Origin of the sequence: Collinsella phocaeensis (genome assembly GCF_900119895.1) — a bacterium.
In the GTDB taxonomy this organism is placed as follows: domain Bacteria; phylum Actinomycetota; class Coriobacteriia; order Coriobacteriales; family Coriobacteriaceae; genus Collinsella; species Collinsella phocaeensis.
Genome location: NZ_FQLR01000004.1, coordinates 966,098 through 985,170, shown reverse-complemented (window position 1 = coordinate 985,170; position 19,073 = coordinate 966,098). Strand labels below are relative to the sequence as shown.

Annotated in this window: 10 protein-coding genes and 2 pseudogenes; 7 read left to right on the top strand and 5 right to left on the bottom strand. The window is 67.0% G+C overall.

Features of this window, described 5'->3' with window-relative positions; translation table 11 throughout:
• Positions 1–2 precede the first annotated feature (2 nt).
• From BQ7355_RS06235 to BQ7355_RS06220, 4 genes are all read left to right on the top strand, one after another.
• The gene (locus BQ7355_RS06235) at positions 3–3,119 is read left to right on the top strand and encodes an ABC transporter permease (protein WP_072415406.1); all 3,117 of its coding nucleotides are present in this window, start codon (positions 3–5) and stop codon (positions 3,117–3,119) included.
• A 188-nt stretch (positions 3,120–3,307) separates the two neighbouring features.
• The gene (locus tag BQ7355_RS06230; RefSeq protein WP_072415405.1) at positions 3,308–4,699 is read left to right on the top strand and encodes an efflux RND transporter periplasmic adaptor subunit; all 1,392 of its coding nucleotides are present in this window, start codon (positions 3,308–3,310) and stop codon (positions 4,697–4,699) included.
• A gap of 83 nt (positions 4,700–4,782) precedes the next feature.
• Complete coding sequence (locus BQ7355_RS06225) at positions 4,783–5,550, top strand: ABC transporter ATP-binding protein (RefSeq protein WP_072415927.1); 768 nt, start codon at positions 4,783–4,785, stop codon at positions 5,548–5,550.
• Positions 5,547–6,785, top strand: a complete 1,239-nt coding sequence (locus BQ7355_RS06220; protein ID WP_072415404.1) for an ABC transporter permease — start codon at positions 5,547–5,549, stop codon at positions 6,783–6,785. The genes BQ7355_RS06225 and BQ7355_RS06220 overlap by 4 nt, the downstream gene beginning before the upstream one ends.
• A gap of 227 nt (positions 6,786–7,012) precedes the next feature.
• Here BQ7355_RS06220 and tgt read toward each other — a convergent pair whose 3' ends face one another.
• Positions 7,013–8,152 (bottom strand): tRNA guanosine(34) transglycosylase Tgt, encoded by a 1,140-nt coding sequence (gene tgt / locus BQ7355_RS06215; RefSeq protein WP_072415926.1) that lies wholly within the window; start codon positions 8,150–8,152, stop codon positions 7,013–7,015.
• An 881-nt stretch (positions 8,153–9,033) separates the two neighbouring features.
• A pseudogene (locus tag BQ7355_RS06210) lies at positions 9,034–9,710 on the bottom strand (SDR family NAD(P)-dependent oxidoreductase).
• Positions 9,711–10,043: 333 nt separating this feature from the next.
• Between BQ7355_RS06210 and BQ7355_RS06205 the strand changes: the two are divergent.
• The gene (locus BQ7355_RS06205; RefSeq protein ID WP_143761772.1) at positions 10,044–11,909 is read left to right on the top strand and encodes a hypothetical protein; all 1,866 of its coding nucleotides are present in this window, start codon (positions 10,044–10,046) and stop codon (positions 11,907–11,909) included.
• Positions 11,910–12,046: 137 nt separating this feature from the next.
• Here the strand turns inward: BQ7355_RS06205 and BQ7355_RS06200 are convergent.
• From BQ7355_RS06200 to BQ7355_RS06190, 3 genes and pseudogenes are all read right to left on the bottom strand, one after another.
• Positions 12,047–12,830: pseudogene (locus BQ7355_RS06200) on the bottom strand (amino acid ABC transporter ATP-binding protein).
• Positions 12,831–12,852: 22 nt separating this feature from the next.
• Positions 12,853–14,088, bottom strand: a complete 1,236-nt coding sequence (locus BQ7355_RS06195) for an ABC transporter permease subunit (protein WP_240307338.1) — start codon at positions 14,086–14,088, stop codon at positions 12,853–12,855.
• Between the two features lie 219 nt (positions 14,089–14,307).
• Positions 14,308–16,299 carry a Tat pathway signal sequence gene (locus BQ7355_RS06190; RefSeq protein ID WP_072415402.1) on the bottom strand — a complete coding sequence of 664 codons (1,992 nt, stop codon included), beginning with the start codon at positions 16,297–16,299 and terminating at the stop codon, positions 14,308–14,310.
• Positions 16,300–16,626: 327 nt separating this feature from the next.
• Between BQ7355_RS06190 and BQ7355_RS06185 the strand changes: the two genes are divergently transcribed.
• Together BQ7355_RS06185 and rnhA are read left to right on the top strand one after the other, a co-directional pair.
• The gene (locus BQ7355_RS06185; RefSeq protein ID WP_072415401.1) at positions 16,627–18,432 is read left to right on the top strand and encodes an ABC transporter ATP-binding protein; all 1,806 of its coding nucleotides are present in this window, start codon (positions 16,627–16,629) and stop codon (positions 18,430–18,432) included.
• 130 nt (positions 18,433–18,562) lie between these two features.
• Complete coding sequence (gene rnhA / locus BQ7355_RS06180) at positions 18,563–19,051, top strand: ribonuclease HI (protein WP_072415400.1); 489 nt, start codon at positions 18,563–18,565, stop codon at positions 19,049–19,051.
• Positions 19,052–19,073: the final 22 nt, after the last annotated feature.

Below are 19,073 nucleotides of genomic sequence, written 5' to 3'. Positions count from 1 at the left end.
ACATGACCGCCCTCGACGGCCGCGGCGGCGTGTTCCGACGCCTCGCCGCCCGTTCCCTCAAGCTCAACCGAACGCGGACCGTCGTGTCGATCATCGGCATCGCGTTGTCGTGCGCGCTCATCACCGCCATCTTCACGAGCGTCGCCACACTCTACTCCGGTCTGCTCAAAGCCGAGATCATGACCGAAGGGGCATGGCAGGTCGAATTCGCGAACCTTGACGCCGCGGGCCTCGAGCGCCTGCGCGAAGACCCCCGCGTCTCGCAGCTCTACGAGCGCGTGCACCACGGCGACGCCCTCATGCCCGAAAGCTTCGAGGGCTACTGGGGCCGCTACCTGAGCGTACAGGAGTGGCCCACCTCCGCGGCCGTCGCCGGCTTACGCCCGCTGCCCCACATCGCCTGCGGACGCGGCCCCCGCGCGCCGGGCGAGATCGTGCTCAACCTCGACCTCAAAGGACAGTCCGTCGAGACCGGGGGCTGGCTCTACGAAGGCCTGCCCTCCACAGGCCTCGACGACACGGCGCCTTGCGCGAGCTGGGACGGCACGCTCGAGCTCGGGAGCACCATCGAGCTCGCCCTCGGTCAGCGCGTGTTCGTCGACCCCGAGACGGGCAGCCAGGTGCCCTGCCTCTACAACGAGCCCCTCTACACGGCAACGAGCGCCCGGGGCGACGTCATCACCGAATACCTGAAAGACCCCGGAGCCCCCGCCTCCTACACGGTCGTGGGGTTCCATGCTCCAGAAGACGACGGCACATACGATCAATGGGGTTCGTCGGGGCCCGGCTACCTGGGATTCGTCTGCGCGCCCGGCATGCCCGCCCTCCAGACGAGCGCCTATGTCGCCACCGACCTCACGACCCGCAGCGGGATCGACGAATTCACGGCCGACTACGCGAGCGCGACGTCCGGGCACCACGGCATCGAGCGGGAACAGCCCGCAGCAGCCGAAGGGGACGATCAGGCCGCCGTGTACACCCACGACAGCCTGCTGCGCTATCAGGGCATGGTGGACGACCGGTCGATCTGGGGAACCCTCTATATGATCGCTGCGATCCTGTCCGCGGTGGTCGTCGTCGCCTCGGTGTCCCTCATCTACAACGCGTTCGCCATCGCCGTCTCCGAGCGCACCCGGCAGTTCGGCCTTCTATCCTCCCTCGGCGCCAGCAGGCGGCAGCTGCGCCGCACGGTCTACGCCGAGGCGCTCATGCTTTCTGCGCTCGGCATCCCCGCAGGCCTCGCCATCGGGCTCGCGGGGACCTTCGTCGTGTTCAACGTCGCGGGCGAGGGCGTCGGCATGCTCATCGACCAGCAGGCGTTCGAGGGGTCGGGGCTCACCGCCATCTCCGTCGAGCCCGCGGCGCTCGTCGTCTCCGCGCTGCTCGCGCTCGTGACGGTGCTCATCAGCGCCGCCATCCCCGCATGGCGCGCGAGCCGCGTCTCGGCCGTGGACGCCATCCGTGCGAACCGCGACGTACGGCCCGCCCGCCGCGAACGCGCGGAAGGTCGCGCGGGGCGACGGAACATGTTGCCGCGCTGCCGCCTCCTCGACGCGCACCGCCTGCGTGTCGGCGGCGTGCCCGCCCTGCTCGCGCACCGCAACCTCACGCGCGCCGCCCCAAAGGGCCGCGTGGCCGTGGCGTCGCTTGCCGTGTCGGTCGCCCTCATCATCATCTCGGGCAGCATCTCCCATTACCTCGGCTACCTCACGCAGGCGGTGGACAGCGGCGGCAGCGATATCGAGGTCGCGCTCAACCGGCTGCTCCAGCCAGACGAAACGGCGGCGGACGGCCTCGCGGATATCGATACCGCCTATCGAAAGCTCGCGCGCGTCGCGGGCGCGCGGGGCGAGGGCTACATGTTGATAGCCTCCCTGTACGGATGCTTCGAGACGGGGATGGTCGACTACGACGAGCTGTCCGGGCAAAGCGGCCAATACGCCATGCCCGACCGCGGCATGACCTCCGACGGCATCGTCTACGCGCCCCTGTCCGTGCTGTTCGTGGACGAGACCTCCTGGCGGGAAATCCTCGATGCCAACGACCTTCCCCGCGCCCGGTACGACAGCCCCGACAGCCCCGTCGCCGTCGCACTCAACGGGACGCAAGCGAGAAACGGCGAGCGCTACACCGTGCACGACCTCTTCGAATCCACGGGCACCGCACGCCTTTTCACGCACATCGCGTCCATGGAGAACGGCATGTTCACCGAGATCGACGTCGACGAGCAGGGTGTGCCGATCGCGCACTACGAAGGATATGGAAGCGAGGGGATCGAGCGCTACGACGAGGACGGGAACCCGATATACCAGACGTTCGACCGACCCCTCTCCGACGTGCTCCTTGATTCGTACGACCTGCCCGTGGATGCGATCGTGACGACCTTCCCCGCCCCCATCGCCGCCTACGCCTCGATCTGGCCCACGCTCGTACTGCCCGCGTGGGCGCTTCCCGCGCTCGCCGCGGGCACCGAGGACGTCGTCACCGACATCGAAGACGGCTCGCTCGCCGCCCCCTTCGCCTTCCATTCCGAAGAGAGCGCATACGGCAACACGCTCTACGCCTATCTCTCCTTTGCCGCCGAGAACGCGCGCGACGCGGCGACGGAGATGAGCTCCATCATCGCGGGCGACCTCAGCGGGAGCGCGTGGTACCGCACCCATCTGTCCAACAACGCCGAGAACGTCCGCACCACGCGGCTCATGGCCGAGACCGTCCAGCTCTTCATCGCCTGCTTCATCGCCATCACCGCAGCCATCGCCGTGGCCAACGTGTTCAACACGCTCACGAGTTCCATCATCCTGCGCCGGCGCGAATTCGCCACGCTCAAGAGCATGGGCATGGAAGACCGCGCGTTCTGGAAGATGATCGCCCTCGAGTGCGCATCGTTCGCGTGGCGCGGGCTCGCGATCGGACTGGCGCTCGGAGCGGGCGTGACGTTTTTGATCTATCAGGCCATGCGGCTGAGCTTCGAGGGGCTCGCCTTCTCCATCCCGCTCGGATGGACGACGGCCGCCGTCTGCCTCGTGGCGGGCGTGCTCGCGCTCTCGACCCGGTACGCGCTGCGCAGGAGCCGGATGGGCTCGATCGTCGCCGTCCTGCGCGAGGACGCCGCCTAGACGCCGCCGCGGCCTGCTTCGCAAGCGCAGGGCATCGTCTGCGCGAACGTCTTCGAATGTCGAGGCGAGCGGTGCCCTGCGGTGGGCAGGCGGCGGCGAGCATGACGCATCCGTCACCTTCCGCACGGCCGCCCCGCCATGCGCTATAACCGATGCTGACGTCCGCTACCCCTACAGCAAGGAGCGCCATGACCATCGAGCAGGACCCCGTTGGACCCGATAAGCCCACAGCCGTCATACCCGCCGTCAAGCCCGACGCCATCCCCCTCATCTCCCCCGAAGCCCCGAACGCGGCTGCGGGAGAGGAGGCGACGTTCCCCCTGGAGGGGTCCGACGCCGAAGCCTATGCCGCCCTCAAGGCGCGGCGCGCCGCACGCCGCAAGAAGAAGCTCATCCGCCGCGGCATCGCCGCAGGCGTCGTCGTCGGCGTCCTGGCGGTCGGCGCCGTCGCCGTGTCGCTCCTCTCCCCCAAGCCCGCGGAGAGCACCGGCGTCGTGACCGATTTCGCCCTGCGCGGCGAGTACAGCACGACCATCGACGCCTCCGGCACGCTCGAGGCGGTCTCGAGCACCGTGATCGCGCCCGAGACCAGCGGCACCATCGCAGAGGTTCGCGTCGTCGCCGGCCAAGCGGTCAACAAGGGCGACGTGCTGATGATAATCAAGAACGACGAACTCGACCGCGCCGTGACGGAGGCCGAGCGCGCGCTCAAGACGGCCAGGGCCGCCCTCGCCGCAGCCAAGCGCGGCGAGGCCGCGATCGACCCCGAGTCCGGGCAGGAGACCACCGTGTACTCCCAGGACGCCGTCGACGCCGCGGCCCTGGAAGTCGAGGCCGCGACGGCCGCTTACGACACCGCGGTCGCCGCCGCGGGGCAGCGTACCGTGACCTCACCCATCACGGGCAACGTGATAACCATGAACGCCAAGGTCGGCGCGCCCGTCGCTGCGGCCATGGATAACGGCCAGCCGCTCATGCAGGTAGCCGACCTGTCCCAGATGAAAGTCACGATCCAGGTGGGAGAAGAGGACATCTCGAAGATCGCTGTCGATCAGCAGGCCTCCATCACGTTCCCCGCCTTCGAGGACCTCGTTCTTTCAGGCAAGGTCACGGGCATCGCCTCGACCGCGACCGGAGACGGCGCGGGCAGCATGTACGGAGCCGAGGGCTCCGTCCAGTTCGCCGTGGACATCCTCATCGAGGCTCCCGACCCGCGCCTGAAGCCGGGCATGACCGCCAGCGTCCAGATCACCACCGAACGCCTGGACGACGTGGTCATGGTGCCCTCCATCGCCCTCATGAGCGACGACGGGGAGCACTACTACGTCGTGGTGGAGACCGACCCCGAGACGGGTGCACACGAGCGCGTCGACGTGCAGGTCGTCGCGCAGAACGACGACTTCGCCGTCGTGGGACGCCCCGCCGATGCGGCCGCCGACTCCAACCCCGACATGGCGAGCTCCCCGCTCACCGGCGACGAGACGCTCGTGATCTCCGGCGCGGACCTCGGCGACGACGGCACGGGTGCCATGGACGATGCGTCCGGGTCTGCCGACATCGACATGGACATGGCGGTGTAGGCATGCTTCCCGACATCTTGGGCGCGGTGCCTCCCGGCCCGGCGGCACCGCCCTTCACAGGGGCATCGGCGGGCGCACCGGGCTTGAACGCCAGGCCCGTCATCGATATCCGCCACATCCACAGGATCTTCGAGACCGAAGCGGGCCTTGCCCACATCCTCCACGACATCTCGCTCACCGTGATGCCCGGAGAGTTCCTCGCCATCGTGGGCCCCTCCGGATCGGGAAAGTCGACCCTCATGAACATCCTGGGGTGCCTCGATACGCCCACGAGCGGCACCTATCTGCTCGAGGGACTCGATCTCGCGCAGCTCGACGACGACGAGCTCGCCGAGATACGCGCCACGCGCATCGGATTCGTCTTCCAGAGCTTCAACCTGCTGCCCCGCATGACGGTGCTCGACAACGTGATGCTCCCGCTCGCCTACACCGACGTCGCCCGCGCGGACCGCGAACGCCGAGCCGTCCACGCGCTGCGCGCGACGGGGCTGCCGGTCGACCACTACGACCACCGGACGAATGAGCTGTCGGGCGGCCAGATGCAGCGCGTCGCCATCGCCCGCGCGCTCGTGAACGACCCGGCGATCATCCTGGCGGACGAGCCCACCGGCAACCTGGACTCCGTGACGGGGCGCATGGTGCTCGACACCTTCCACACGCTCAAGCGGCAGGGGAAGACCATCGTGCTCATCACGCACGACGCGGACGTGGCCGCCGAGGCGGACCGCCGCGTGACCATTCGCGACGGGCGCCTGTACCGCGAGGCCCAAAGCGCGCCGAGCGTCATCGGCGGCAACCAGCCAACAGCGGGGATCCCGATCGCCCGCGCCATGAAAGGAGATGCGCGATGAACGTACGCGACCTGTTGCGCGAGGCGCTCCGCGCACTCGAGGCGAACCGCGGACGCACGCTCCTCACGGTCCTCGGCATCGTGATCGGCATCGCCGCGGTGATCGCCATGACCTCGCTCATCGGCGGCGTCCAGCAGACGCTGCTCTCCGGCCTCGGCCTCAATGCAGCCCGCATGGTGCAGATCGGGACGTCGAGCCCGCTCAGGGAGACCGATATCGAGAAGCTCGGCAAGCTGGTCGGCTCCATCGAGTTCATCGAGGGCACCCTCTCGGGCTTCGGCGAGACCAACGTGGACGACCGCCAGATCTCCATCTCCGTCACGGGGACCTCGGCGCACATGCTCGAGATGACCGGGCAGGTGAAGCTCACCGAGGGGCGCCTGTTCAACGCCCAGGAAGAGGCGAGCGGGGCACGGGTCGCCATCATCGAGCGCGGCGGCGTCAAGACCTACTTCAGCAAGCCCGACGCAGACGTGATCGGCAAGCAGGTCAAGGTCGGCAACGAAAGCTACACCATCGTGGGCGTGGCCGACGCCGCGAGCGGAGGGGTGGGCAACGACTCCTACATGAACCTGATCATGCCCGTCAAGACCGTGGCGCGGGGACTCTCATGGCTTCCGCAGGGATCCTTCGACCAGGCGATCGCCTTCGTGCGGGAGGGCGTCGACGTCGAGACCGCCGTGAGCGACATCAAGGGCGCCCTCGCGAAGACGCAGCGCGTCCCCGAGGACGAGATCGACGACTACATCTGGGTCTACAGCATGAAGGCCCAGATCGACTCGCTTAAGAGCTTCACCATGGCGTTCCAGCTCATCACGGGCGCCGTTGCCGGCATCTCCCTTTTGGTGGGCGGCATCGGCATCATGAACATGATGCTCACCAACGTGACCGAGCGCATTCGCGAAATCGGCGTCCGGCGCGCGCTCGGGGCGCGCGGCCGCGACATCACGCGCCAGTTCCTCATGGAGTCGATCGCGATCTGCGTGCTCGGGGGCATCATCGGCACCGTGATGGGATATCTCGTCGCCTGGGGCATCGCGATCGTCGTGACCAACATGGGACTTCTCCAGTCGCTATCCGCCAACGGGGGAAGCGTGACGTTCGCGCCCGCGTTCTCGTTCGTCACGGTCGCGCTCGCCGTAGGGATCTCCGTCGCCATCGGCGTGCTGTTCGGGTTCTATCCTGCGCGGCGCGCGGCGAGGCTCGATCCCGTCGAATGCCTACGCTACCAGTAGCCGCAATCCGCCAGCGAGGCTCGCCTCCGGCCCCGCCGGACGCCAAGGGCGATATCGGGCCGCCGGTGCGGCACCACGCACCTACGGCCCGCGTTACGACAGCGCCGCCCCGTCTCTCGAACCGAGACGGGGCGGCGCGTTTCCATATAGGGCGAGATGTGAAGCCGAAACCGCCCATTCGCGGCCGCGCGGAACGTCGCCGGCGGTAAGCCGGAAAGGCAGACGGATCAGTAATCCTGCGAAGCGGGGCTCGCCATCCAGGACGAGATGAAGTCCCCGTAGGTGCCCTCGATGATGGCCGCACGGGCGCGGCGCATGAGGTCGAGCAGGTAGTAGATGTTGTGGATCGACAGCAGGATGCCGCCGAGCATCTCCTTGGTGGTCACCATGTGGCGGATATGCGCACGGCTGTAGCCGCCCGTGCAGACCGGGCAGGTGCAGGTCGGGTCGATCGGGCCTGCGTCCCGCGCGAACCGGGCGTTGCGGAAGTTGAGGCGACCCTCGCTGGAAAACGCCGTGCCCATGCGGCCCGTGCGCGTAGGCAGCACGCAGTCGAACATATCGATACCGTATCCCACGCCGCGCACGAGCGTCGTCGGGTTGCCGACACCCATGAGGTAACGCGGCTTATGGCGCGGCATGTGCTCGGAGACGAGCGGCGCGAGCGTCTCGAACATGGTCTCGTGGTCCTCGCCCACCGAGTAGCCCCCGATGCCGTAGCCCGGAAAGTCGCCGAGCTCCTCGAGGTGCTTAAGGGAGCGAAGCCGCAGGTCCATGTGCATGCCGCCCTGAACGATGCCGAACAGCGCCTGGTCGGGGCGCGTATGGGCCTTGTAGCAGCGCTCGGCCCACATGCTGGAGAGCTCGACGGCGCGGGCGACGTAGCTCTTCTCGGCGGGGTAGCCCGGGCACTGGTCGAGCTGCATGCAGATGTCGCTGCCGAGCTTCTGGGCGATCGCCATGTTGTCCTCGGGCGTCCAGAAGACGTGGCTGCCGTCGTAGTCGGTCGCGATGAAGCGTACGCCCTCGTTGGAGAGCTTGACCGCATCGTTATGCGAGAAGACCTGGAACCCGCCCGAATCGGTGAGGATGGGACCGTGCCAGTTCATGAAGGAATGCAGGCCGCCCATCTCCTCGATCAGGTCTGCGCCCGGACGCATGGCGAGATGGTACGTGTTGGAGAGCACGATCTGCGCGCCGAGGTCGCGAACCGTCTCCCAGGGCACGCCCTTGACCGTGGCCCGCGTGCCGACGGGCATGAAGATCGGGGTCTCGATGTCGCCATGCGGCGTATGCAGGATGCCCGCGCGCGCATGCGTCTTGGGGTCCTCGGCGACGATATCGTAGGTGAACAGGGATTGGTCCATGAAGCGGCTCCTCAACATCTCGGCGTCCGGCGCGCGACCGATGCGCATCCGCGGCACCGTGAACGATCAGCCGTCTATTCTACTATCGGGTGCCACCCGATGCGCATCGCCCGATTCAAGCAGCATAAAAAGTCGGCAGGTTCGACGGCGCACCGAGAGGTGCCCTCCCCGATCGCCCCGGATGTCGCACCTGGATCGACAACCCGCAACCCCTCCCCGCCCCTCGGCATGCCGCTTTCGCCTCGGAATCATCATGGGCGGCGCGCGGCCTCTGGATCGGGGAGTCGGCCTTCCGCGCGCCGATGGAAATCGCCTCAGCACCCCAAGCGCACCGCGAAATCATGGGATTGAGGGGTCTGTATATATGCTTTTTCTAGTAACCCCCTCATAATTTGGACAGATTTGCCAGATAGTGACGATGCGAGAGTGCTCATAATTGGAAATTCAATTATGCGGGCGTAAAAGAGCCGCTTTATCCTTGCATTTAAACGACGTATGTTCATCTATACACTGCGATACCGTTAAGATAACCCCGTTGCTCCGCATGCCATCGTCATTTTCTGACAGTTTTGTCCAGAAACGCAGGGGGGTTATGTATTCTTCTTATTCAACAAACCCCTCGGCTAGAGCACGATCCTCAGAGCGGGCTTGATAAGGGCTGCATCGGCCGCCGCAGCACCATGCCCTCCCCTATTTGATCCGCTTCCCAAGCTGACGACATACAAGAGAGACGAAAGGCCCGCCCGACGCGCGGCCGGACGGGCACATCCCCTGCACAGTCCTGGACCTCTCGATGCCTCGGACCGAAACGGGCAAAACGGGTTACCGCCCACGCATGCGGCACACTGCCCGTGAACCCCGAGCCATGGCACCCGAAAAGCCTACGGACACAGGCCCATGCCGCCCTCCAGCGTGAGGGTCTCACCGTTCATATACTTGAAATCGGGCCCGCAGAGCTGGACGACGACGCGTCCGATCTCGGTCTCGACATCGCCGTAATGGCCCGCCGGCGGCATGTGGACGTTCGCCTCGAACGCCTCGGGGTAGGCGTTCTGGAAGTTCTCCAGCTGGGCGGTCCAGGCGAGCGGGCACACGATGTTGACGTTGATGCCATCGACGCCCCATTCGTTGGCGGCGACGCGGGTGAGTCCGCGGATGCCCTCCTTCGCCGCCGCATACGAGCACTGGCCGTAGTTGCCGAACAGACCGGCACCGGATGCGAAGTTCACGACGGAGCCACGTGTCTCCTTGAGGTGCGGATAGCACTTCTGCATGTACAGAAAGTGGCATACAGGCATGAGTACAGGGCCAGGTCGAACTGCTCCATGGTGTGCTCGGCGATGGCGACGCCCGAGGCGGAGGCTTGCGCGTTGTTCACGAGGGCGTCGATGCGCCCGAACCTCGCGACCGCCTCGTCGACGACGCGCTGCACGACGGTCTCGTTGTCCTGGCCCGCCGAGACGTCGGCCTGGACGGGAAGGACCTCGATGCCGTACGCGGCCTCGAGCGATTCCTTGGCAGCCTCGAGCTTGGCCATGTTGCGCCCGGTGATAACCAGGTTCGCGCCCTCCTTGGCGAAGGCGATGTCGATGCCGTACCCGATGGAACCTGCGAACCCGTCCTGAAGCGATGCCTTGCCACCGCCGGTGACGATGACGGTCTTGCCTGTGAAGTATCCCCTGGCCTACCCCTTTCTCGCGCGCATGCGCGCACGCATTGAAATTGCTTGTGCCGAACGAACCCATCCCTCCGAGGCCCCAAACCGCGACCATGGTATTGACGATGAATGGAGGCAGAATCTCGGCATCCGTCTTCGCTGGGGTATATGATGGAGAGCGCAAACGAATCGCGGGCGCAAGACGTCCGCATGCGGTACGAAGCGGAGGATGCCATGGATGGGGAGCAGACGTTGCCGGGTGCGGCCGAGCCGATCAACGAGGTCCCGTCATCAAACGCCGCCACCGATGGCGTCCAGAGCGAGAACGGCGCCCCGCGCATCGATAGCGAAGCGGCCCGTCCCGAGCCGTCGAACGATGCGCGCGGCACCGAGCCGCTCGACAGCGAGGACGCGATCGATCAGGCGGAGCACGCGGCAGGCCCTGCAGACGCACCGGAATCGGGCCGCATCGAGCAGCAGGCCTCCGCGGACGAGGGTTCCGTCTCGCAGGACACCTTCGACACGGAACGGCCCAACGATGAGGACGAGTCCGCAGCGGTCGGCGCGGACGCGCCGCAAGCCTCCTGCGAAAACCCTCCGGGCGCGCATGGTGAAGACCGCATCGATCCCAACGAGCCCGAGGCATACGGCGACGAAACGGCCGAGGCCCCTGCCATCCAACCGGAACCCCAGCCCGACGGAGACCCCGGGCACGACGGGGCCTCCGGCTGCGGTCGCAACGAGACCGACCCGGGCTCCATGCCGCGCTTCCTCACCCGCGAGGAATACGAGAACTTCGGCGACGATCCCGAGCCCTTGCCCCAGGGCTTCGAGGTCATTGACGGCGGTCCCGATGCATCGGTCCCCCCCGAGATTCTCGAAGCCGCCCGAAGCGCCGCCGAGCCCCAGCCCGCGCCCTCCCGCAACCTGGCCGCGGCCGCGACCGAGGCGGCGTCCTCGGTTGGAAATCTCATCGCCCATGGCGTCGGCGCCGTCCGCGAGGTGAGCGCTGCCAAGCGCGCCCATGCGGAGGCTCGCGGTACGCTCGAGGAGCTCGCCCAGCGCATCGAAGAGCAGAGCCGTGAGCTTGCGTACCGGCAGGACGTCACCGCCCGCTTCGCCGATATCGTCGCCGAGCAGAACGAGCGCAAGATGGGGGCCCTCAGGCGGAAGGCCCAGGCGCAGTCCGAGCGCAGCGCCCTTGAGGCACGCATCACGGAGTCCAAGCAGGCGCTCGACCAGATGAAGGACGCCGATGCCGCCGCCGAGAAGCGGCTCAAGGCGGCACTCGATTCCGCCGAGGCGCACGAGGAATCCGCACGCGAGTCCGCTGTGCGCATGAAACGCCGTCTCACCGATGCCGAGCGCGCGCTCGACAAGGCGCGCGAGGACCGCAAGACCGCCGTGGAGGCAGCCGAGCACGCCGTCCACGCAGCGGAGGACCGCCTTGGCGCCCTGCGCGCCGAATACGCCGAGCTCCAGCGCAACCCGTCCGCCAACTCGGCGGTGTACAGCGTGCGCGAGGGGGAGCTCGCGAACGAGATCTCGGACGCGGTCGAAGGGCTGAGAAGGGCCAATGACGAGCTGCCCCGCATCCGCGAAGAGGTGGAGCGGACGCTCGATGCGGCCCAGACCGTGTACGACCAGGCCAAAGAGCCGATCGATGAGGCCAAGGCCGAGTTCCGCGCGGTCTCCGACGAGACCGCTGCGGCGCGCGACGCGCTCGAGACGGCGCGCAAGGAGTCGGCCGCGCGCCAGCGCGAGCTCAAAGACTCCCTGCGCGACCTCGAGCGCGCCCGCAAGCAGCGCGAAGAGGCCGAAGCCGCGGCTGATGCGGAGGCGGCGGACGCCGACGCCTCGATCGAGCAGGCGCGCGACATCCATGCGCACCCCGAGGTGACGGAACGCATCGCCGCCTCCCTCGCCGCCGATCGGGCCGAGGCCCTCGAGACGCAGGACCAGGTGGCGCAACTCGCCGAAGCCGAGCAGTCCGTGCGCGACCGGACCCGGGCATCGCGCATGAAGCTCGGCTTGACCGTGGGAGCCGCCCTCACGGTCGTGCTCATCGTCATCTTGATCTGGTCGGCGCTCTTCGCGTAGCGCTCGCGACGCCCTCCATGCATCTCCCCATCGATACGCGACGATAACGCCTCCGTCCGACCGGACGGAGGCGTTGCTTCATGAAGGAACGGAACGATGCGGGCATCGCCGCAGGTCTTCGCGGCAAACGGTAACCTCTATGAGATATGCCCCAGGAAATCTTTCGTGCGATCCGAGCTGGGGTGGTCGAAGACCTCATCGGGCGTACCCTGCTCGACGATCACGCCGCCGTCCATGAAGATGACGCGGTCCGCGACGTCACGCGCGAATTGCATCTCGTGCGTCACCACGATCATCGTCATGCCGTCGTGCACCAGGTCGCGCATGACGCCGAGCACGTCGCGCACAAGCTCGGGATCAAGGGCGCTCGTCGCCTCGTCGAACAGCATGACGTGCGGGTTCATGGCCAGAGCGCGAGCGATGGCCACGCGCTGCTGCTGGCCGCCGGAAAGCTGCGCCGGCATGAAGTCGACGCGGTCGGCGAGCCCCACCTTGGTGTGCTCCTCGACGGCGATCCGCTCGGCCTCTTCACGGCTCCGCTTGTGCACCTTCTGCTGGGCGATCATCACGTTTCGCTTGGCAGAAAGGTGCGGAAACAGATTGAACTGCTGAAACACCATGCCGAGCGTCGAGCGGACCTTGTTGATGTCCACGCCCTTCTTGGTTATATCGACGCCCTCGACCACGATCGATCCCGCCGTGGGGGGTCTCGAGCAGATTGACGCAACGCAGCATCGTAGACTTGCCCGAGCCCGAGGGCCCCAGCACCACGACGACCTCGCCGCGATGCACGTCGAGGTCGATCCCCCTCAGCACGACGTTGTCTCCGTACGCCTTCTCGAGGCCGCGGATCTGAACGACAGGGGCCTCCTGGCTTGCTGCAACGGGTTTCGCCGTCTCGGCTTCCTTCATATCGGTCATAGCAAACTCTCCTCACCCACGACTAGAGGCCGGCGATATGGTCGGGCGGCGTGGACACAACGGTCCCCGCGCTCTTCGCGGGGCGCTTGGTGACGGGGCCGGCGTTCGTGCCCGCCGTGGCGCCCGTCAGCCGGGCCTCGAGCAGGCTGACGACGCGCGCCAACGGCAAGGTCACCACCAGGTAGAACAGGGCCGCGACAACATACGGCGTGATGGAGCCGGTCGTGGCGACGATGGTCTTGGCGTACATGACAATCTCCATGACGCCGACGGCGGCAAGCAGGGAGGTGTCCTTGTACAGCAGGATGAACTCACTCGTCAGCGTGGGAATCACGTTGCGGAAGGTCTGCGGGATGATGATGGACACCATGGTCTGCGCAGCGCTCATGCCGAGCGAACGCGCCGCCTCGGACTGGCCCGCGGGGATGGACTGGATGCCCGCGCGGAAGATCTCGCACAGGTAGGCCGCGGAGTTCATCGCCATCACGATCACACCGAGCGCATAGTTGTCGATGTTGACGCCCGCCAACGGCAAACCGAAGAACGCGATATAGATCTGCAGGAATGCCGGCGTGCCGCGGATGAGGTTGACGTAGACGGCCGCGATACCGCGCAGGATGCGCGACTTGGAGATGCGCATGAGCGCGAACATGAATCCGAACGGCATCGCAAGGGGGAACGCCACGAGCACGATCGCGAGCGACATCAGAAAGCCCGTGAAGATGATCGGCAGGCTGCTCACGATCAGGACGGGGTTCAGGAACAGGCGCAGGAACGTGTTAGAGTTCCACGCCTGGACCCACGGCTGCTCCTCGAGGTACGTTTTGAACTGATCGAAGGGGGTGACCGCCATCACGTCGACGACGGGAATGCCGTCAACCTCATGCTCGGACCCGTCCGCAAGCGTATAGGTGCCCGCGCACTGCATCGAGCCGCCGGATGCCGGAAACACGACGCCATAGACCTCGAGGCGGAAGAACCGCCCCGCCGGAGCCGGTTCGTCGAACGTCAGGCGGAGGGTCTCCCCGTCCTGCTCGATCTTGGGCTCGATGAACGTGCGCTCCATGAGGTCCTCGCCCGAAAGCATCGTCAGGCGCAGATCCTCCGTCTCGTACGTCGTACCCTCGGGAACCGTCAGGGAAAGGCCCGCGAGCGCCTCGTCCGCACCCGACTGGACCTCCCAGGTGATACGCGTTTCGGAGCCGCCCAAAACGTCGCTTCCCGTATCCGCGTTGGGGCGGCAGGTGAGCTTTTCCACCTCGAGCGCCGTGGCCCTCGTCGGCATGCATGCAAACGAGGCAAGTTGCGGCAAAGCGCACGGAATGCAGGGGGCGCCTGCGCACAAAAAACCGGCCCGGCGATGGTGCCGGGCCGGCCGTGACCTGCCGCGCGCCGATCCTCGCACGGCGGGCGCATGCAGGATCGCCATAGCGAAGACGTGCCGAGTGAGACCCCGATGGCGGATGTGCGCCGTGCGCTAAGCGGTGCCGTCCTCCCCCGCCGCAGTCGTCTCCGCTGCCGGGTCGCCCTCAGAATCCTGGCTCTGCGCACGGGAGCCCTCGAGGGATACGACGCGGCGAACATCGGACGCGCCCGCCTCCGCATCGTCCTCGCCGCCGCTCGCGGGCGCATACCCCAACGTGATCGCATCCCCCACGCGGTAGCGGACGATATCGACCAGACCGGGCAAGGCTACGTCGTAGATCGCCTGATCGCCCTCGAGCGTGAGGTAGAAATGCGAGTTGCCGTCGATCACCGCCTGCGCGATGCTCGCGATGGCGCCCCGTACCTCGACCTCGGCGCCGGATGCCGCCGCCTCCTCCTCGCTCAGCGCGCCGGACGTCGCAAGCATCTGGACGTAGTCCTCCTGGGTCGCGGCGACGGTGCTGCCGGTCGCGACGCTCTGGTAATGCTCGACGTTGATCATGGCGTACATCTTCACCAGGCCGGCATCGTCTTTAAGCGCCATGAAGTAGGTGGGCTGACCGCCCACGTTGAGCAGCAGCGGATAGGTCGCCCGGTACTTGAGGTTCTGGACCTGGCCTTCCGCGCTCGCCTGGGCGGAGTCCTCGGTCGCACCCGCGACCGGATAGTAGTGGGACTCGCCCGTGCGCTGGTTCACCAGGATGAACCCGACGTTGGAGCTGTCGGCCGTCACCGAGCTCACGCCCGTGTACAGGTAGATATCGTCGCCTTGGGCCAGGTAGTTGTACCCGAGCTCGCCATCGGTCCCCTGGGTGGTGTGCACCACGCCCTGCTGGCCGAGCCAGGAGTTGAGCCAGCCGTTTTTGTAGGCCCCGCTCCAGTTGTACTGCTGGATGAGCAGGTCGCTGGGATAGGCGCGGTCGACCCACGCGGGGCAGTCCCCGATGGCGTAATCCGCCGTCTCGCCGGTGCATGCGTTCACGAGCACGACCCGCTGGATCGTCGTGCCCTCGAACAGGCCTATCGTGCGCTTCTGGACGGGGAAGACCCACCAGGGCGTACCGTCCTCGTCGAGCTCGAAGCTCTTCTGGTCGAACATGTAGGTGGGGTACTTGAGCTGCACGTACCGGTCGATGTTGCGTGCGAGCGGCTCGCTTTCCGAATAGCGGATAGGGTTCTCGAGGCGCACGACCTCGGCCTTCTGCGTCACCATGTCCACGAGGACGTAGGCGGGGATGCCGTCGGAGCGGTGGCTCAGCCACTTGAAGAGGCCCGCGTAGGTGAGCGGGCTCACGCGCACCGGGCGCCCATGGTAGTTGATCTGGCTGTACGCGGGGCTGATCTCGAACTGGCTCACGAACTCCGGGATGGAACCCATGGCGCGCGAACCGAGCAGCTGCGCGGAGTCGCGATCGATGACGGGCACGTCATCGTAGTCGACTTCCTCGATATCCTGGGCGAAGTCGCCTTCGGTGGTGTTGAGCACCGTCGCGTAGCGCTCGGCGTTGCCGGGCATGAACGGCTGGCCCGCCAGGACGCCCAGGAAGAAAAGCCCGATGATGCCCACGGGGAGCAGGGCGAGGCGGCCGAAGAGCACGGCATGGCGCTCGGAGCGCAGGGAGAGGACCTTGAGGACGACCGCGGCGGCGAGCGCGACCACGATGATCCAGCTCCACACGCGTGGGCTTTGAAGGTTGAGCGCGGGATGGAACCACCAGTAGCTCACCGCTGCCGCGACGAGCAGCAGCGCGACCGCGACCGCAAGCGCCCTGCGGCTCCACTGCGCCAGGCGCTCCATGAAGGGCGGGACGGGGATGTCGACGTGCGGGGCCCGCTTCGGGCGACGGCCCTTCTCCCGCTTCGCGTGCGCGGCGCGCTTGCGCACGCGCGCGGACCCGGACTTGGGAGCAGCGGAACCCGGCTCATCGGAGGGGCCGTCCGCCGGCACCTCCTCGACCTCGGCCTCGACATCAATCGGACCATCTCCACCCGGCACCTCGACGCCGGCGCGCCTCAGCATCTCAAGGAGCTCATCATGGTTCATCGGGATATCAATCCTTCCGTAGGTAGACAACGTGAGGGATGATACCCGATTCAGCGGCCTTCCAACGCGAACGGAGACGGATGGCGGCCACCTGTCGCCGGCGCGTGCGCCGAGAAGCCCTCGACCACCGAGGCCGCGCTCGCCTCGCCAGCGAACCGTGCCGGCGCCCATGATGGGCGCACGCGCAGCGGACGCCGGGGGCCGAGGATGCCTGAAAGCGCTTGACCTGAAACCGACTTCAAGGGATAACCTTTTGCAGACACCGTGCGCACGGGTCGGCGCCGCCCGTCGGAAGCCGCCGCGCAAAGAACACGCAAGGAGCCCCGCATGTCCCAGCGCAACGTACAGAAACTCGAGAAGCCCGCGGTGCAGCGCACGCTGCGTCGGTTCTGGGAGGTCACGCGCATGAAGCCCGGTGCGACCTTCCTGGCGGTGTTCACCTCCGTCGCCTACGTGGCGCTGCTCATCTTTGTGAACACCTGGGTGATGGGCCTCATCATCGACCGCGTCCAGGCCTCCCCCGTCGCGGCGGACCGGGTATGGGAGGTCTTCGGCCCCTACATCCTGGCGCTGCTGCTGGTGAACCTCGTGGGCCAGGCCTGCTCCAAGCTGCAGGACTACGCCGTCTACAAGCTGCAGATCAACGGTAACTACCATCTGGCGCGCCTGTGCTTCGACACGCTCTCCAACCAATCCATGACCTTTCACACGAGCCGCTTCGGCGGAGCGCTCGTGAGCCAGACGAGCAAGTTCATGAGCGGCTACACGCAGATGGTCGACGTGGTGGTCTACTCGCTCATCCCCACCATCGCGAGCACCGCCTGCACGTTCATCGCGCTCGCCCCCGCCGTTCCCGCCTACGCCGCGGCGCTCGCGGTCATGCTCGTGGTGTACGTGATCGTCGCCACGCGCATGTACCGGCGCATCCTTCCGCTCTCCGCCGCCACCGCCAAGGCGCAGAATCACCTCTCCGGCGTCCTCTCGGACGCCGTAACGAACATCCTGGCCGTCAAGACCTGCGGGCGGGAGGATTACGAGAAGGACCTGTTCGACGAGGCGGACCTCGACGCCATGCGCGCCGAAAGCCGCTCCATGCGCGCCACCATGCAGCGCGGCTTCACCACGAGCGGCATCATCACCGTCATCATGCTCGTCGTCTCGATCTTCGTGGCCGGCGGCAATGCCTGGTTTGGCATCTCGAGCGGCATGCTCGTCATGATGTTCTCCTACACCTACCAGCTCTCCATGCGCTTCAACTACATCAACTCCATGATGCAGCGCATGAACCGCGCCATCGGCGACGCGAGCGAGATGGCCCGCATCCTCGACGAGCCGCGCCTGGTGGAGGACGCGCCGGGCGCCCCGGACCTCGCGGTGCGCGAGGGCGCCATCGATTTCGAGCATCTGGGCTTCGCCTATTCGGATGCCGTCGAGGGCGACCGCGTGTTCTCCGACCTCAACCTGCACATTCCGGCCGGCCAGCGCGTGGGCCTCGTCGGTCGCTCGGGGTCGGGCAAGACGACCCTCACCAAGCTGCTCCTGCGCCTGTCCGACGTGCAGGACGGCCGCGTGTACGTGGACGGACAGGATATCTCCGCCTGCGCCCAGCAGAGTCTGCGCCGCCAGATCGCCTACGTGCCGCAGGAGGCGCTGCTGTTCCACCGCTCCATCCGCGAGAACATCGCCTACGGGCGCCCCGACGCGACCGAGGACGAGATCCGCCGCGCCGCCGAGCTCGCCAACGCGCTCGAGTTCATCGAACGCCTGCCCGCAGGCCTCGACACCCTCGTGGGCGAGCGCGGCGTGAAGCTCTCCGGAGGCCAGCGCCAGCGCGTGGCGATCGCGCGCGCCATCCTCACCGATGCGCCGATCCTCGTGCTCGACGAGGCGACGAGCGCGCTCGACTCCGAGAGCGAGGCGCTCGTGCAGGATGCACTCGAGAACCTCATGCGCGGGCGCACCTCCATCGTGGTCGCGCACCGCCTGTCCACCGTCGCCGCGCTCGACCGCATCGTGGTGCTCGCCGACGGCGAGATCGTCGAGGACGGCACGCATGCCGAGCTCGCGGCAGCCGGCGGCGAGTACGCCGCGCTCTGGAACCGCCAGACCGGCGCATTCCTGGAATCAGAGTAGACGTCCGCGCCGCGCCGCGCGGCCGGGGCCGTACGCCGTATACTGGTAGGCCCGCGCGCCCGTCCCCGGCGCGAAACGCAAGCGACCGCGGCGGCGCGGGGCCGCGCGCGCATCGAAGGAAAGGAACCCGTTGAAGGTCACCATCTACACCGACGGCGCCTCGCGTGGCAACCCCGGCCGAGGCGGCTACGGCGCCGTGCTCCGATATACGGCCCCCTCGGGGACGGAGCACACGCTCGAGCTCTCGCGCGGCTACGCGCGCACCACCAACAACCGTATGGAGCTGATGGGCGTCATCGCCGCCCTCGAACGGCTCAACAGGCCCTGCGAGGTCGAGGTCCACTCCGATTCCCAATACGTTGTCAACGCCTTCAACAAGCACTGGGTCGACGGCTGGAAGAAGCGCGGCTGGAAGACGGCGGCGAAGAAGCCGGTGAAGAACCCGGACCTCTGGAAGCGCCTGCTCGCCGCCATGGAGCCCCATCGCGTGACCTATGTCTGGGTGCGCGGACACGCCGGGCACGCCATGAACGAGCGCTGCGACGAGCTCGCGACCTCGGCGGCCGACAACGGCCCGCTCATCGATGACACCGGGTTCACCGACGCCGATATCGAGTAAGGTCAGAAGACGCGCGCACGCA

Excerpts from the sequence above, each read along its gene's own strand:
- BQ7355_RS06205 (WP_143761772.1), top strand. The coding sequence starts at position 10,044 with ATGGATGGGGAGCAGACGTTGCCGGGTGCGGCCGAGCCGATCAACGAG.
- BQ7355_RS06230 (WP_072415405.1), top strand. The coding sequence starts at position 3,308 with ATGACCATCGAGCAGGACCCCGTTGGACCCGATAAGCCCACAGCCGTC.
- BQ7355_RS06190 (WP_072415402.1), bottom strand. The coding sequence starts at position 16,299 with ATGAACCATGATGAGCTCCTTGAGATGCTGAGGCGCGCCGGCGTCGAG.
- BQ7355_RS06185 (WP_072415401.1), top strand. The coding sequence starts at position 16,627 with ATGTCCCAGCGCAACGTACAGAAACTCGAGAAGCCCGCGGTGCAGCGC.
- BQ7355_RS06235 (WP_072415406.1), top strand. The coding sequence starts at position 3 with ATGACCGCCCTCGACGGCCGCGGCGGCGTGTTCCGACGCCTCGCCGCC.
- BQ7355_RS06220 (WP_072415404.1), top strand. The coding sequence starts at position 5,547 with ATGAACGTACGCGACCTGTTGCGCGAGGCGCTCCGCGCACTCGAGGCG.
- tgt (WP_072415926.1), bottom strand. The coding sequence starts at position 8,152 with ATGGACCAATCCCTGTTCACCTACGATATCGTCGCCGAGGACCCCAAG.